13 protein-coding genes are annotated in these 13,434 nt (G+C 70.3%); 10 read left to right on the top strand and 3 right to left on the bottom strand.

What is annotated here, in order from left to right; translation table 11 throughout:
* Positions 1 to 11: 11 nt before the first annotated feature.
* Positions 12 to 1,859: a transketolase gene (locus BA062_RS24905; RefSeq protein ID WP_110340790.1), complete on the top strand. Its 1,848-nt coding sequence runs from the start codon at positions 12 to 14 to the stop codon at positions 1,857 to 1,859.
* Between the two features lie 12 nt (positions 1,860 to 1,871).
* Here the strand turns inward: BA062_RS24905 and BA062_RS24910 are convergent, their stop codons facing one another.
* Positions 1,872 to 2,330, bottom strand: a complete 459-nt coding sequence (locus tag BA062_RS24910) for a hypothetical protein (protein WP_110340792.1) — start codon at positions 2,328 to 2,330, stop codon at positions 1,872 to 1,874.
* A 71-nt stretch (positions 2,331 to 2,401) separates the two neighbouring features.
* Between BA062_RS24910 and BA062_RS24915 the strand changes: the two genes are divergently transcribed.
* From BA062_RS24915 to BA062_RS24950, 8 genes are all read left to right on the top strand, one after another.
* On the top strand, positions 2,402 to 3,577 hold the full coding sequence (locus BA062_RS24915) for a GAF domain-containing sensor histidine kinase (protein WP_110340794.1): 1,176 nt from the start codon (positions 2,402 to 2,404) through the stop codon (positions 3,575 to 3,577).
* Between the two features lie 67 nt (positions 3,578 to 3,644).
* On the top strand, positions 3,645 to 4,265 hold the full coding sequence (locus tag BA062_RS24920) for a response regulator (protein WP_168214087.1): 621 nt from the start codon (positions 3,645 to 3,647) through the stop codon (positions 4,263 to 4,265).
* A gap of 151 nt (positions 4,266 to 4,416) precedes the next feature.
* Positions 4,417 to 5,226 carry an ABC transporter ATP-binding protein gene (locus BA062_RS24925; protein WP_110340798.1) on the top strand — a complete coding sequence of 270 codons (810 nt, stop codon included), beginning with the start codon at positions 4,417 to 4,419 and terminating at the stop codon, positions 5,224 to 5,226.
* Positions 5,223 to 6,005 (top strand): ABC transporter ATP-binding protein, encoded by a 783-nt coding sequence (locus tag BA062_RS24930; RefSeq protein WP_110340800.1) that lies wholly within the window; start codon positions 5,223 to 5,225, stop codon positions 6,003 to 6,005. Before BA062_RS24925 ends, BA062_RS24930 begins: the two co-directional genes overlap by 4 nt.
* Positions 6,005 to 6,883 carry a branched-chain amino acid ABC transporter permease gene (locus BA062_RS24935; RefSeq protein WP_110340802.1) on the top strand — a complete coding sequence of 293 codons (879 nt, stop codon included), beginning with the start codon at positions 6,005 to 6,007 and terminating at the stop codon, positions 6,881 to 6,883. The genes BA062_RS24930 and BA062_RS24935 overlap by 1 nt, the downstream gene beginning before the upstream one ends.
* Positions 6,876 to 8,039 (top strand): branched-chain amino acid ABC transporter permease, encoded by a 1,164-nt coding sequence (locus tag BA062_RS24940; RefSeq protein ID WP_110340804.1) that lies wholly within the window; start codon positions 6,876 to 6,878, stop codon positions 8,037 to 8,039. Before BA062_RS24935 ends, BA062_RS24940 begins: the two co-directional genes overlap by 8 nt.
* Positions 8,036 to 9,289, top strand: coding sequence for an ABC transporter substrate-binding protein (locus tag BA062_RS24945; RefSeq protein WP_110340806.1), 1,254 nt, complete (start codon positions 8,036 to 8,038; stop codon positions 9,287 to 9,289). Before BA062_RS24940 ends, BA062_RS24945 begins: the two co-directional genes overlap by 4 nt.
* 75 nt (positions 9,290 to 9,364) lie before the next feature.
* Positions 9,365 to 10,486, top strand: coding sequence for a 5-methyltetrahydropteroyltriglutamate--homocysteine S-methyltransferase (locus BA062_RS24950; RefSeq protein ID WP_110340808.1), 1,122 nt, complete (start codon positions 9,365 to 9,367; stop codon positions 10,484 to 10,486).
* A gap of 4 nt (positions 10,487 to 10,490) precedes the next feature.
* Here BA062_RS24950 and BA062_RS24955 read toward each other — a convergent pair whose 3' ends face one another.
* A complete protein-coding gene (locus BA062_RS24955) occupies positions 10,491 to 11,156 on the bottom strand; it encodes a potassium channel family protein (protein WP_245959989.1) in 666 nt (221 codons plus the stop codon).
* Positions 11,149 to 12,525, bottom strand: coding sequence for a TrkH family potassium uptake protein (locus tag BA062_RS24960; protein WP_342768952.1), 1,377 nt, complete (start codon positions 12,523 to 12,525; stop codon positions 11,149 to 11,151). Before BA062_RS24960 ends, BA062_RS24955 begins: the two co-directional genes overlap by 8 nt.
* A gap of 101 nt (positions 12,526 to 12,626) precedes the next feature.
* Here BA062_RS24960 and BA062_RS24965 point away from each other — a divergent pair, with 101 nt between their 5' ends.
* Positions 12,627 to 13,424, top strand: a complete 798-nt coding sequence (locus tag BA062_RS24965) for an IclR family transcriptional regulator (RefSeq protein ID WP_110340812.1) — start codon at positions 12,627 to 12,629, stop codon at positions 13,422 to 13,424.
* Positions 13,425 to 13,434: the final 10 nt, after the last annotated feature.

The raw sequence follows: 13,434 nt of genomic DNA on the forward strand, positions 1-13,434 counted from the left end.
ACTCGCGGGCCATGGCGGTGGCGACCCTCGATGTGGAGCAGTTGACCGAACTCGGCCGGCAACTTCGCGTGGACGCGGTGAGAGCCGCCGCGGCGGCCGGCTCCGGGCATCCGACGTCATCGATGTCGGCGGCGGACCTGATGGCGGTGCTACTGGGCAGACATCTGCGTTACGACTTCGCGGAAACCCAGAACCCGGACAACGATCATCTGATCTTGTCGAAGGGGCACGCTTCTCCGCTGCTGTACGCGATGTACGTCGCCGCGGGGGCCATCTCCGACGAGGAGTTGCTGACCTACCGCACGGCGGGCAGCAGGCTCGAGGGGCACCCGACGCCGCAGCTGCCCTGGGTCGACGTGGCGACCGGGTCGCTCGGGCAGGGACTGCCCATCGGTGTGGGGCTCGCCATCTCTGGCCGTCACCTCGAGCGGCGCGGCTATCGAGTTTGGGTGCTGTGCGGAGACAGCGAGCTCGCCGAGGGGTCGATGTGGGAGGCGTTCGAACACGCCGGCCACGCTGGGCTCGGCAACCTCGTGGCGATCGTCGACGTCAACCGGCTCGGGCAACGCGGGCCGACCCGGCACGGCTGGGACACGCAGGCCTACGCGCGAAGGATCGGGTCGTTCGGCTGGCACACGATCGAGATCGACGGCCACGACATCGACCAGATCGATCGTGCCTATGCCGAGGCGATCGGCACGTCGCGGCCCACGGCGATCCTTGCCCGAACGCGAAAGGGCAGCGGTGTTGAGGCCGTCGAGGACAAGGAGGGGCAACACGGGAAACCGGTGCCGGACTCCGAGGCGGCGATCGCGGAGCTTGGCGGCAGGCGGTCGATACGGGTGGAGGTGGCCGCGCCGGATGGGGAGCCGGAGCGGTTGAGGCCGGACACGGGATCGTTGCGGCTGCCGGTGTACGAGCAGGGCGACGAGGTAGCCACTCGCACCGCGTTCGGCGAGGCGCTCGCAGCGCTGGGGGAGGCCCGCTCCGATGTCGTTGCGTTGGACGGCGAGGTCGGGGATTCCACCCGCAGTAGGTACTTCGAGGAGGTGCGACCGGAGAGATTCATCCAGTGCTACATCGCCGAACAGCAGATGGTCGCGGCTGCGGTCGGTCTGCAGGTGCGGGGATGGACGCCGTACGTGTCGACGTTCGCGGCGTTCCTGAGCCGCGCGGCTGACTTCCTCCGGATGGCGACGGTCAGCGGGGCGAGGCTGTGCGTGGTGGGTTCGCACGCCGGGGTGTCGATCGGACCCGACGGTCCTTCGCAGATGGGCCTCGAGGACCTGGCGTTCTTCCGCGCGTTGTGGCGGAGCACGGTGCTGTACCCGTGCGATGCGAACCAGGCGGCGCACCTGACGGCTGCGATGGCCGACCTGTCCGGGATCAGCTATCTCCGCACCACGCGTGGGGAGACGCCGGTGCTTTACGGGCCGACGGAGTCGTTCCCGGTCGGCGGTAGCAAGGTTCTGCGATCGTCACCCGGTGATCGGCTGACGATCGTGGCCGCAGGGGTCACGGTGCACGAGGCGTTGGCAGCCGCTGACCGGCTTGCCGATCTCGGGATGGCGGTGCGGGTGATCGACCTGTACTCGGTCAAGCCCGTGGATGTCGCCACGCTGCATCGGGCGGCGGCGGAGACGGGCCACGTCCTGACCGTGGAGGACCACTGGCCGCAGGGCGGGCTCGGTGACGCCGTCTTCGACGCCTTCACGCGCGTCACCTGTGTGCCCCGGCTGGCGAAGCTCGGTGTGCTGGCGATGCCGGGGTCGGCCTCGCCCGCGGAACAGCGGCAGCACGCGGGCATCGACTCGACGGCCATCGTCGAAGCGGCGCACGAACTGCTGCTGGACAGCTGACGGGTGCGGTGACTACTCCGTGGCGTGGAAGGTGGCGGCGGTGACGACGCCGTAGGCCACGTGCGGGATGACGTCGCTGAGCCAGTCGTCGGCAGTCCAGCGGCGAGGGTCGGTGATGCCGAGGACGGTCATGGGGCCGGCCGCGGCGACCATGGCCGCTCCGGTGGGGGCGAGCGCACCGACCAGTACCGGGGGACGCCAGCCGAGTCCGCGCAGGACACCGTAGGCCGCTCCGACCGTGGTGCCGGTCAGGGCACCCAGCAGGGCGCCGAGGCCCGACAGTCGGCTCTGCCGTGTCGCGCCGGTGCCGGGCACCCGCACACCGACGGTCGAGGCCAGCTTCTCGACGGACTGCTCCGGTGTGCTGCTGGCCTGCCGGCCACGTACCGCCATGTCCACGTAGGTGGCGGCGTTGAGCGCGGTGACTCCGGCGGCGCCTGCGGCGACTCCGCGCGCGATGGACATCAACATGCGTGCCGGATACCCGAGGTGGGCGTCCGGTAACAGGGCTGGGAGGTGGTTTCCCGACATATAGTTGCCTCGTGGCTGCGGAGCAGCGGAGCGCGAGGGAGCGGGTCGTCGAGCAGAGCAACGCGCTCGACGGGCTTCTTCGCAAGCGCGATGGCCTGCTCACCGTGCTAGACCGCGTGGTCGCGTTGCACGGCACCGCGCGGCTCATCCGGGAGCGGCTCGGCGCGGACTTCGGTTTCGTGGCCGACCTGGACGGGCCCGACCAGGCCGTGATCCGGTGGCTCGCGGGTAACCGGACCGACCAGCTGCACAACCTGATCGTGCCGGTCGGCCAGGGCATCGGTGGCCGGGTGCTCGCGTTGGCGCGGCCCGTGCGCGTGAACGACTACGTCAGCTCCCCCACGATCACGCACCAGTTCGACGCCCAGGTTCGGGGTGAGGGGCTCGGCGGGATGCTCGCGGTGCCGGTGATCAGCAGGTTCGGGGACAAGGAGAAGACGGTCGCCGTCGCCTACGCCGCGATGCGCAAGGCCGCCGACTTCGGGGACGTGGCCGTGCTCAAGCTGGAAGGCATCGCCGACCGAGCCGCCACGGCGCTGCACATCGCGGGTCTGGCCGAGTCGACCACGGAGGACGCGGTCACGGCCGAGCGGCAGCGGATGCAGAGCGCGCTGCACGACTCCGTGGGTGCGCTGCTGTTCTCGATCGGCGTGCAGGTGAGGGACCTGCACGAGGCGATCCGGGACAACCCGGCCCTCGACCTGCGACTGCAGCGGCTGGAGTCCGACGTGTCCGCCGCGTCGAGCGCCCTGCGCGAGTCGTTGCTCGCGCTCGCCGACACCACGCCTGAACGGGCGCTGCCGGTCGAGCTCGCCGAGTACACCCGGTCGTTCGAGGCCCGTACCGGTGTGCCTGCGCGGTTCGTCCAGCTGGCGCCCGTGCCGCCGATGGACGCCGAGCGCACCGCGCTGCTCGTCGCCGTGGTGCGGGAGGGCCTGCTCAACGTGGAGAAACACGCCAGGGCGTTCTCGGTGGTGGTGAGCCTGGGGCCGTGCGACGGCGGTGTGCAGGTGGTAGTGGCCGACGACGGTACGGGCGAGCCTGCGGAGCCGGGTACCAGCACCGGTATGGGTGTGCGGTCGCTCGCGGAGCGGGCCGCGAGGGCGGGCGGCCGGGTGAGCCTCGTCCGGGACGAGGACGGTGGGTGCACGCTGCGTGCCTGGCTGCCGGATGTGGAGGCACGGTGAGCGACCATCGCGAAGCTCCGGCCGGTGCCGGCCGGCCGCGGGTGTCCGGCGAGGCGCGGGAGGCGCGGTGAGCGCCACCGTACTGGTGGTCGACGACCACCCCGTCGTACGTGACGGCGTCACGATGCTGCTGCGGTCGGATCCGTCGCTGGCGATCGTCGGCTCCGCCGAGTCGGGGCACGCGGCGATCGAGCGCGTCGCCGAGTTGTGTCCCGACCTCGTGCTGCTCGACCTGCGGTTGCCCGACATGCTCGCGCCGGAGGTGATCGCCGGGCTCCGGCGGGCGCATCCGCGCGCCAAGATCGTCGTCTTCACCGCGCACGGCGATCACCAGGGGGTGGTCGCGGCTCTCGAGGCCGGGGCGAACGGCGGGCTGCTCAAGGACGTCGCGGGCACCGATCTCGCCGCGGCGTTGCGCCGGGTGCTGCACGGCGAGCGGGTGGTCGATCCCCGGATCATGCCCGACGACGGCGCGCGGTCCAACGCGCTCGCCCGCAGCGGGCTCACTCGCCGTGAGTACGAGGTGCTCCGCCTGGCAGCACAGGGCAAGACCAACCCGGAGATCGCGCAGGCGACCGGGCTGACGCGTAACACGGTCAAGACCTACCTTCAGTCCGCGCTGCACAAGCTCGGTGCGCGCAACCGTGTCGAGGCGATCGGGAAGGCCAGCGAAGCCGGTCTCTTGTGACCAGGCTGTATCCGGTTCGTTGCTGTTTACCTCTCCAGGTGGGGGTGTGCGTTTCAAACCGGCCCACGCAGGATAGCCGCCACTGGTAGTGACCTGAGTCACACAACCGGAGGTCCTCGATGGGCAACGACGCCCCGAAGCTGGACACGCCGTGTTGACCGTGCGTGACCTCACGGTTCGTTACGGCCGTTCGGTCGCCGCGTTGCACGGCGTCGATCTCGACGTTTCCGATGACGGCGTGCTGGCCGTGCTCGGCGGCAACGGCGCCGGGAAGTCCACCCTGCTGCGGACCATCTCCGGCACGCTGCGGATGCACCGCGGCACCGTCGCCGGGGGCGAGGTGCGCTACGGCAGCCGCCGCATCGACCAACTGGATCCGGCCGCGATCGTCCGCCTGGGCGTGGTCGGGGTTCCCGAGGGCAGGCAGGTCTTCGCCAGGATGACCGTCGCCGAGAACCTGCGCGCGGGGGCGATCGGCGCACCGGCGTCGGCGCGGGCGGAGGGCCAGCGCCGGGTGCACGAGCTGTTCCCCGTCCTCGCCGAACGCGCGAGCCAGCGCGCGGGCCTGCTCTCCGGCGGCGAGCAGCAGATGCTCGCCATCGGCAGGGCCCTCATGTCCGGCCCCCGCCTGCTGCTGCTCGACGAGCCGTCACTCGGGCTCGCACCGAAGATCGTCGAGCGCATCGGAGCGACCATCCGCGAAATCCACGCGCAGGGCACCGCCGTGGTCCTCGTTGAGCAGAACGCCGTGATGGCGCTCGCCGTCGCCGACCACGCCGTGGTGCTCGAGGTCGGCGGTGTCGCCCTCGCGGGCACCGCGGCCGAACTGTCGGCGAGCGAGGACGTGCAGCGGCTCTACCTCGGCGGGCACGCCGAATCGGACGCCGCCGCCGAGCGGCAGGCCGCCGAGGCACGCAGCCAGCGCGCCGGTGTCCGCCGATTGACGAGGTGGGGCCGATGACGGTACCGGAACTGAGCGTGCGGGACGTGACGCTCCGCTTCGGCGGGCTCTACGCACTCGACGACGTGTCCCTCACGGTCGAGCCGGGCTCCCTGCACGCGCTGATCGGTCCCAACGGCGCCGGGAAGTCCAGCTGCTTCAACGTCATCAGCGGGCTCTACCGCGCCAACGAGGGCACTGTGACCTTCGGCGACCATGACCTGACCCGCACGCGCCCGCACCGGCTCGCCCGCATGGGCATCGGCCGGTCGTTCCAGAACGCCGCGCTGTCGCCGCACTCGACGGTGCTCGACAACGTCATGCTCGGCCGCTTCGCGCTCACCCACGGCGGTTTCCTCTCCTGCGGGCTGCGCCTGCCCTGGACGCGGCGCGAGGAGCGCAAGCACGCCGAGCGGGCCGCCGAGATCTGCGACTTCCTCGGCATCGGCGCGGAACTGCACGCGCCCGTCGGCTCCCTGCCGTACGGCGCCGTGAAGCGCGTGGATCTGGCGCGGGCGCTGGCCGTCGAGCCGTCCCTGCTGCTGCTCGACGAGCCCGCCGCCGGGACGAACGCGGCCGAGACCGCCGAGCTGGCCAGCACCATCCACGACATCCGCGACGAGCTGGGCATCTCGATCCTGCTCGTCGAGCACGACATGGGCCTGGTGATGGGCATCGCCGACCGCGTCACCGTGCTCGACTTCGGCCGGGTCATCGCGGACGGACCGCCCGCCGACGTGCAGGCCGATCCGGAGGTCGTCAGGGCCTATCTGGGCAGTGAGAACGCGGAGGCCGGCTAGTGGAGACATTCGTCCAGCTCGTCGTGAACGGCCTCGGCAAGGGCGCCGTGTTCGCGCTGCTCGCGCTCGGCTTCGTGATCATCTTCAAGGCCACCGAGGTGGTGAACTTCGCGCACGGCTCACTCGTGTTGTTCGGCGGCTACCTGGTGGTGACGCTGCGGGACAGCATCGGCTGGGCCGGGGCGGCGATCGTCGGCGTCGTCGGAGCCGGGCTGCTCGCGCTCGTGGTCGAGCGGCTGCTGCTGTCCCGTTCGAAGCTCGCCGACCCGTTCAGCCTCGCCCTGCTGACCATCGGCGTCGACGTGATCGTCACCGAGGAGATCGTCCGCAGGCTCGGTGTGTCGCTGCCGTTCATCGGCGACGCCTGGGACGCCAAGCCGATCCAGGTCGGCGGCATCACGCTGTTCCGCACGCACCTCGTGGCGCTCGTCGTCGCGACCGTGTTGATCACGCTCTTCTTCCTCGCGTTCCGGTACTCGAACTGGGGCATCGCGATGCGTGCACAGGCGGAGAACAAGGAGGCTGCCGCGCTCGTGGGCATCCGCAGCGGGCGGGTCACGGCGACGGCCTGGCTCGTGGCCGGGCTGCTCGCCGGTGTCGCGGTGCTGTTCATCGCCACGCAGGACTTCTCGGGAGCGGGCCTGTCGAGGGGAACGCACTCGATCGCGCTGGCCGCGTTCCCCGCCGCCATTCTCGGTGGGCTCGACTCCACGGCGGGCGCCGTGGCCGGTGGCATCACCGTCGGGCTCGTCGACGCGCTCGCGACGCACTACGTGTCCTTCGCGTTCGCCAAGAGCGCCGTGTTCCTGGTGATGCTCGTCGTGCTCGTCGTGCGGCCGTCCGGCCTGTTCGGGACGAGGGAGACCACCCGTGTCTGAGATCGCGACCAAGTCGCCACCCGAGGCACCCGAGCGGGCGCCGAGCCCGAAGCCGCGCCGTGACGCGCTCTGGTGGGTCCGCAAGGCGCTGTGGCTCGTGGTGCTGCTCGTGGCGCTCGCCCTGCCGCTCTACCTGGAGGCCGAATGGCTCAAGGCCGGCCAGTACATGATGGTCGGCGCTGTCGGCGCGATCGGGCTGACACTGCTCACCGGGCAGGCTGGCCAGCTGTCGCTGGCCCACGCGTTCTTCCTGCTCGCCGGTGCCACGGCGTACACGGTGCTGTCCGGACCGACCGGGGATCCGGAACTGCTCGGCTTCGGCCTCGACCCGCTCCTCGCGCTGCTCGGCGCGGTCGCGATCTCCGCGGTGCTCGGCCTCGCCTTCGCGCCCGTCGCGGGCCGCCTGCGCGGGATCTACCTCGGTGTGGCCTCCCTGTCACTGGTGTTCCTCGGGCTGTACTTCGGGCAGGCCGCCGAGAACCTCACCGGCGGCACGTCCACGGGCCGCCCGCCTGCCGAGTTCTCGTTGTTCGGCTTCCCGTTCTCCAACGAGGGCGACCTGGAAATCCTCGGCGTGCCCATCCGCGAGACCGAACGGGTCTGGTACCTCTTCCTCGCCCTCACCGTGATCGCGTTCCTGCTGGCGCGCGGCGCGGTCGGCGGCCGGGTCGGCCGCGCGTGGCGCGCGGTGCGGGACAACGAGCCGGCCGCCGCCGTGATGGGCGTGAGCGTGTGGCGGGCCAAGGCGGGCGCGTTCGCGGTGTCCTCGGCCTACGCCGGGCTGGCCGGCGTGATGACCGTGCTCTGGTTCGACCTGCTCAAACCCGACGAGAGCGAGTTCGGCACCTATGGGATCAACGTCTCTATCGCCTACCTCGCCATGATCATCATCGGCGGGCTGGGCTCCGTTCCCGGCGCCCTCGTCGGCGCCTTGCTCGTGAACGGCCTGCCGCAGGTGCTCGCCCTCTACTCGACCGAGCTCGGCTGGTCGACGGGCACCGGCGAGCACGCGTTCACACCCATCCTGATCAGTTCTTTCGTCTACGGCGCGGCGATCATCCTCGTCGTGCTCTTCGAGCCCGGGGGACTCGCCGCGATCGGCCGCAGAATCGCCGGTCGCCTGAGTGGGAAACAGCGGGAAAGGAATGGCTCATGAAGCGAATACTCGCGTTGGCGTGCGCCTCGGCGCTGGCACTGGCCGCCTGCGGCACCAAGGGTGGTGGATCGGAGGAGACCGGCGAGGGCGCGGGCGGCGTGCAGGCCGGGGTCGGCGTGACCGACTCCGACATCACGCTCGGCGTCATGACCGACCAGACCGGCCCGTTCAAGAACCTCTCGACGGGCATCACGCACGGTAACGAGCTGTGGGTGAAGGACGTGAACGCCTCCGGCGGCGTCTGCGGCAGGGACGTCAAGCTGGAGATCGTCGACCACGGCTACAAGGCCGACACCGCGAAGACCCTCTACCCGCAGATCGAGCCCAAGGTCGCCGGGTTCGTCCAGGTCGTCGGCTCGCCGATCATGGCGGCGCTGAGCAGCGACCTGGAGTCCGACGAGGCGACCGTGACACCCGCGTCCTGGTCGTCCGAGCTGCTCGGCAATCCCTACGTGATGGTGGTGGGCACGACCTACGACGTCGAGATGATCGACGGCCTTTCCTACCTGCAGGAACAGGGCAAGATCAAGGACGGTGACACGGTCGGGCACATCTACATCGACGGCGAGTACGGGGCCAACGGTCTGCGCGGCTCGCGGTACTACGCGGAGCAGCACAACCTCAACCTGCGCGAGGTCAAGATCACTTCCAGCGATACCGACCTCACCAACATCGTCACCGGATTCAAGGGCGCCGGGGTGAAGGCGATCCTGCTGACCACCACGCCGACCCAGACCGGTTCGGTCGCCGCCGCGAACGAGGCGCTCGGGCTCAACGTGCCGATCCTGGGCAACAACCCGACGTTCGACCCGCTGCTGCACGACAGCCCCGCCGCGGGCGCGCTCGACAAGCTCTACGTGGTGGCGAGCAGCGTGCCCTTCTCCGCCGACATCCCGAAGATGAAGGAGGTCGCGGGCAAGTACGAGAAGGCGGGCTACAGCGAGCCGCCGAACGCCGGTGTGCCGTACGGCTACGCCGTCGCCGAGGTGTGGGGCGCGGTGCTGCGCAAGGCGTGTGAGAACAAGGACCTCACGCGCGCCGGTATCCACAAGGCACTGCAGGAGACCACGTCCGCCGACACCGGCGACCTCGTGGCGAAGCTGGACTTCTCGCAGCCGGGAGCCCCGGCGACGCGGCAGGTGTACGTCGCGCAGCCGGACGCCTCGGTGCCGGGCGGTATGAAGTACGTCAAGCCGCTCTTCGAGTCCCCGGAGGCCAAGGAGTACCAGGCCCCGCACCAGGGAGGCTGACCCACCCGTTCCGTTCGATGGAAAGGGGCTCGTCCGGCTGTTGATGGGGTCGGCGCGACATGTGAGGATTCGGCAATGAGTCAGCGTTCGATTCCTCCGTTTCGCGCCGACCACGTGGGCAGCCTGTTGCGGCCCGCCGAGCTGCACCGCGCTCGCGAGCAGGCCGCGCAGGGCGCCATCACCCGCGACGAGCTCAAGGCCGTCGAGGACGACGCGATCCGTCGCGTGGTCGACCTCCAGCGCAAGGTGGGCCTGCGGTCGGCCACCGACGGTGAGTTCCGGCGTGCCTCGTGGCACATGGACTTCATCTACCAGCTCGACGGCATCTCCCAGAGCGACGAGCGCCTGCACGTCAAGTTCCACAACGCCGCGGGGGACCTGGAGTTCAGCCCGCCCGGCCTGCAGGTGGACGGCAAGGTCGGACTGAGCGGGACGATCTTCGGTGAGCACTTCTCGTACCTGAAGTCCATTGTGGACCCCGAGGTGACGCCGAAGCTGACCATCCCTTCGCCCAGTATGGTCTACTACCGCGGCGGCAGGCACGCCGTCGACGAGCATGTTTATCCCGACCTGGAGGACTTCTTCACCGACCTCGGCAACGCCTACGCCGCACAGGTCAAGGGCGTCGGGGAGCTCGGTTGCACCTACCTGCAGCTCGACGACACGAGCCTCGCCTACCTCAACGACCCCAAGCAGCGCGAGCTCGTCGCGCGCATGGGCGCCGATCCGGAGACCCTGCACCTGCGCAACATCAAGACGATGAACGCGGCCATCGCGGGCAAGCCGGAGGGCATGACGATCACGACGCACCTGTGCCGGGGCAACTTCCGCTCGTCGTGGGCGGCGGAGGGTAGCTACGACTTCGTCGCCGAGGCGCTGTTCAACGAGCTGAACGTGGACGGCTACTTCCTGGAGTTCGACGACGAGCGCTCCGGCGGGTTCGAGCCGTTGCGGTTCCTGCCGAAGGGCAAGTACGTCGTGCTGGGCCTGGTGACCACCAAGCGCGGCGAGCTGGAGCCGATGGAGTCGCTGGAGCGGCGCATCGAGCAGGCGGCGAAGTTCGTCGACATCGACCAGCTGTGCCTCTCGCCGCAGTGCGGGTTCTCCTCCACGGAGGAGGGCAACGACCTCACCGAGGAACAGGAGATCCGCAAGCTGGAGCGGATCGTGGAGACCGCCGCGAAGGTGTGGGGCTGACCTCTCACGTCAGGTCGGCAAACGTCTCCACGTCCTCGCGGCGGCCCGACACCACCAGGATGTCCTGCGGGCGGACGACCGTCTCCGGTGTGGCGTAGGTGAACTCGCTGCCGGGTCGCTTGATGCCGACGACGGTGACGCCGTACTTGTTGCGCACCCTCGTCTCGCCGAGCGGCTTGCCGATCGCCTCCGTCGGAGCGGTCGTCTTCACGATCGCGTAGTCGTCCTCGAACTCGATGTAGTCCAGCATCCGCCCGGTCACCAGGTGCGCCACCCGCTCGCCCATGTCGTGTTCCGGCAGCACGACGTGGTGGGCGCCGACGCGCTCGAGGATCCGTCCGTGCTGGCGGCTGATGGCCTTGGCCCAGATGTGCGGGATGCCGAAGTCGGCCAGCAGCGACGTCGTGAGGATGCTCGCCTCGATCTCGGAGCCGATCCCCACGACGGCGCGCTCGAACTCGGGCACGCCGAGCTGCGTCATCGCTTCCACGTCGGTGGTGTCGGCCACGGCGGCGTGGGTGAGCTCGTCGGCGTGTTTCTGCACGAGCTTGGGGTCCCTGTCGATGCCGAGCACCTCGCAGCCACCACTGACGAGCTCCCTCGCGAGTGAGCTGCCGAACCGGCCGAGCCCGATGACGACCACGCGGCGGCCCTGGTTGCGGTTACCCAACGATCGGCCTTTCTTCCGGTAGTTCGTAGCGCCGAGCGCGCTCACGCAGCGCGAGCGCCGACGCGAGCGTGATCGGCCCGACGCGGCCGAGGAACATCAGCAGCACGAGCACCAGGTGGCCTGCCGAGCCCACGTCCGCGGTGATCCCGGTCGACAACCCCACCGTGGCGAACGCCGAGATCACCTCGAAGAGTACGACCTCCAGCCGGTACTGCGTGAGCGTGAGCAGCACGAGCGTGCCGACCACGACGGCGCCGACGCTGAGCAGCGCGACGGCGAGCGCCTGCCGCTGCGTACTGGCCGCGAGTTTGCGCCCCATGACGTGAACGGAGGGCTCACCGCGGATCTCGGCGTAGATCACGAACGCCAGCAACGCGAACGTGGTGACCTTGATGCCGCCCGCGGTGCCGGCGCTGCCGCCGCCGATGAACATGAGAATGTCGTTGACGAGCAGTGTCCCCGACTCCAGCTCGCCGATGTCGATGCTGTTGAAGCCGGCCGTGCGGGGCATGACGCCGTGGAAGAAGCCGGCGACCAGCTTGCCGCCGGGACCGAACCGGCCCAGCGTTTCCGGGTTGTTCCACTCGGCGATGGTGATCACGACGAAGCCGACGAGCAGCAGCAGGCCCGAGGTGACCACGGTGATCTTGGCGTGGAGCGACCAGCGCCGCTTGGCGGGGCCGCGGCGCCGGTGGCGCCAGATCTCCAGCCACACCGGGAAGCCCAGCCCGCCCGCGAGCACCGCGATCGCGATCGGAAGGCAGATCCAGGCGTCGGTGGCGAACGGGACGAGGTTGTCGGTGTAGAGCGCGAACCCGGCGTTGTTGAAGGCCGACACCGCGTGGAACACGCCGTGGTAGAGAGCCCTGCCCGGGCCGTAGTCGTAGCCGATCGCGAACCGTGCGGCGAGCACGAGGCTGGTCACCAGCTCGAACGCCAGGCTCACGAGCACGACGCCGCGCACGACGCGCCGCACGTCACCGAGGTCGAGCGCCTTCGTCTCGGCCTGCGCGGTGAGCTGCATCCGGAGCCCGAACCGCCGCGACACCAGCAGCCCGAGCAGCGAGGCGATGGTCATGATGCCGAGGCCGCCCGCCTGGATGAGGCCGAGGATCACCCGCTCGCCGAACGCGGACCAGTGCGTGGGCGTGTCCACCACCGCGAGGCCCGTCACGCATGTCGCCGAGGTCGCGGTGAACAACGCGGTGACGAACGCGGTGCGAGTGCCGTCCTCGGCGGCGACCGGCAGCATGAGCAGCACGGTGCCCACCGACACCACGGCCGCGAACGCCAGCACCACGATCCGCGCGGGATGCCGCCACGTCGGCAGGAACCGGCGCACCAGCCCCCGAGCCGCGACTCCGGTCACCGGACACTCCGTTCGTTGATCACCCCTCCGCGCCAAGCTAACCAGGTCCGGCCCCTGCCGCACGGTTGCATCGGCGGGTCCGAGGAAGTTGGCTGAGGGGCGTGCGGCACAACGCAGAGGTCTCACCGACGGTGGTCGGCCGGGTGCTTGGCGTGCTCGATGCCTTCAGCGCAGAGCACCCCGCCCTCACGCTGTCCGAGCTGAGCCGCCGTGCGGGGCTGCCGCTGTCGACCACGCACCGGCTGGTGCGCGAGCTCACCGAGCGCGGCGCCCTCGAACGCGACGCCGACGGCCGCTACCGCATCGGCCTGTGGCTGTGGGAGGTCGCCTCGCTCGCCCCGCACGGCGCGGGCCTGCGGGAGAGCGCGATGCCGTTCCTGGAGGACCTGTACGAGGCCACCCACCAGCACGTGCAGCTCGCGGTGCTCGACGGGGCCGAGGTCGTGTACGTGGAGCGCATCTCCGGCCGCAACGCGGTCAGGATCCAATCGCGGGTCGGCGGCAGGCTGCCCGTGCACGCCACGGGCGTCGGGCTGGTGCTTCTCGCGTTCGCCGCGCCCGACTGGCAGGAACGGGTGCTCGCCTCGCCGCTCCAACGGTTCTCGCCGAGAACGATCGCGTCACCCGCCGAGCTGCGGCGCGCGCTCGCCAACGTCCGCCGCGACGGTTACGCGATCAGCGACGGCCAGATAGAGCCGGAGGTGCTGTCGGTCGCGGCTCCCGTCTACGGAGAGCACGACACCGTGGTGGCCGCGCTGTCGATCGTCGTGCCGTCGGAGGGCACCGATCCGCGCACGCTCGTGCCCGCGGTCCGCGCCGCCGCGCGGGGCATCTCGCGGGCGCTCGGGGCGCCGAGCGCGGTCCGGGTCTCGGACGGCGCGCATTGGCAGACCCTCTGAAAGGCTTCCG

It is taken from the genome of Prauserella flavalba (assembly GCF_003202235.1).
Lineage (GTDB): Bacteria > Actinomycetota > Actinomycetes > Mycobacteriales > Pseudonocardiaceae > Prauserella_A > Prauserella_A flavalba.

Coding starts and splice junctions, on each gene's coding strand:
- BA062_RS24910 (WP_110340792.1), bottom strand. CDS start 2,330: ATGTTGATGTCCATCGCGCGCGGAGTCGCCGCAGGCGCCGCCGGAGTC.
- BA062_RS24950 (WP_110340808.1), top strand. CDS start 9,365: ATGAGTCAGCGTTCGATTCCTCCGTTTCGCGCCGACCACGTGGGCAGC.
- BA062_RS24945 (WP_110340806.1), top strand. CDS start 8,036: ATGAAGCGAATACTCGCGTTGGCGTGCGCCTCGGCGCTGGCACTGGCC.
- BA062_RS24905 (WP_110340790.1), top strand. CDS start 12: ATGGCGGTGGCGACCCTCGATGTGGAGCAGTTGACCGAACTCGGCCGG.
- BA062_RS24930 (WP_110340800.1), top strand. CDS start 5,223: ATGACGGTACCGGAACTGAGCGTGCGGGACGTGACGCTCCGCTTCGGC.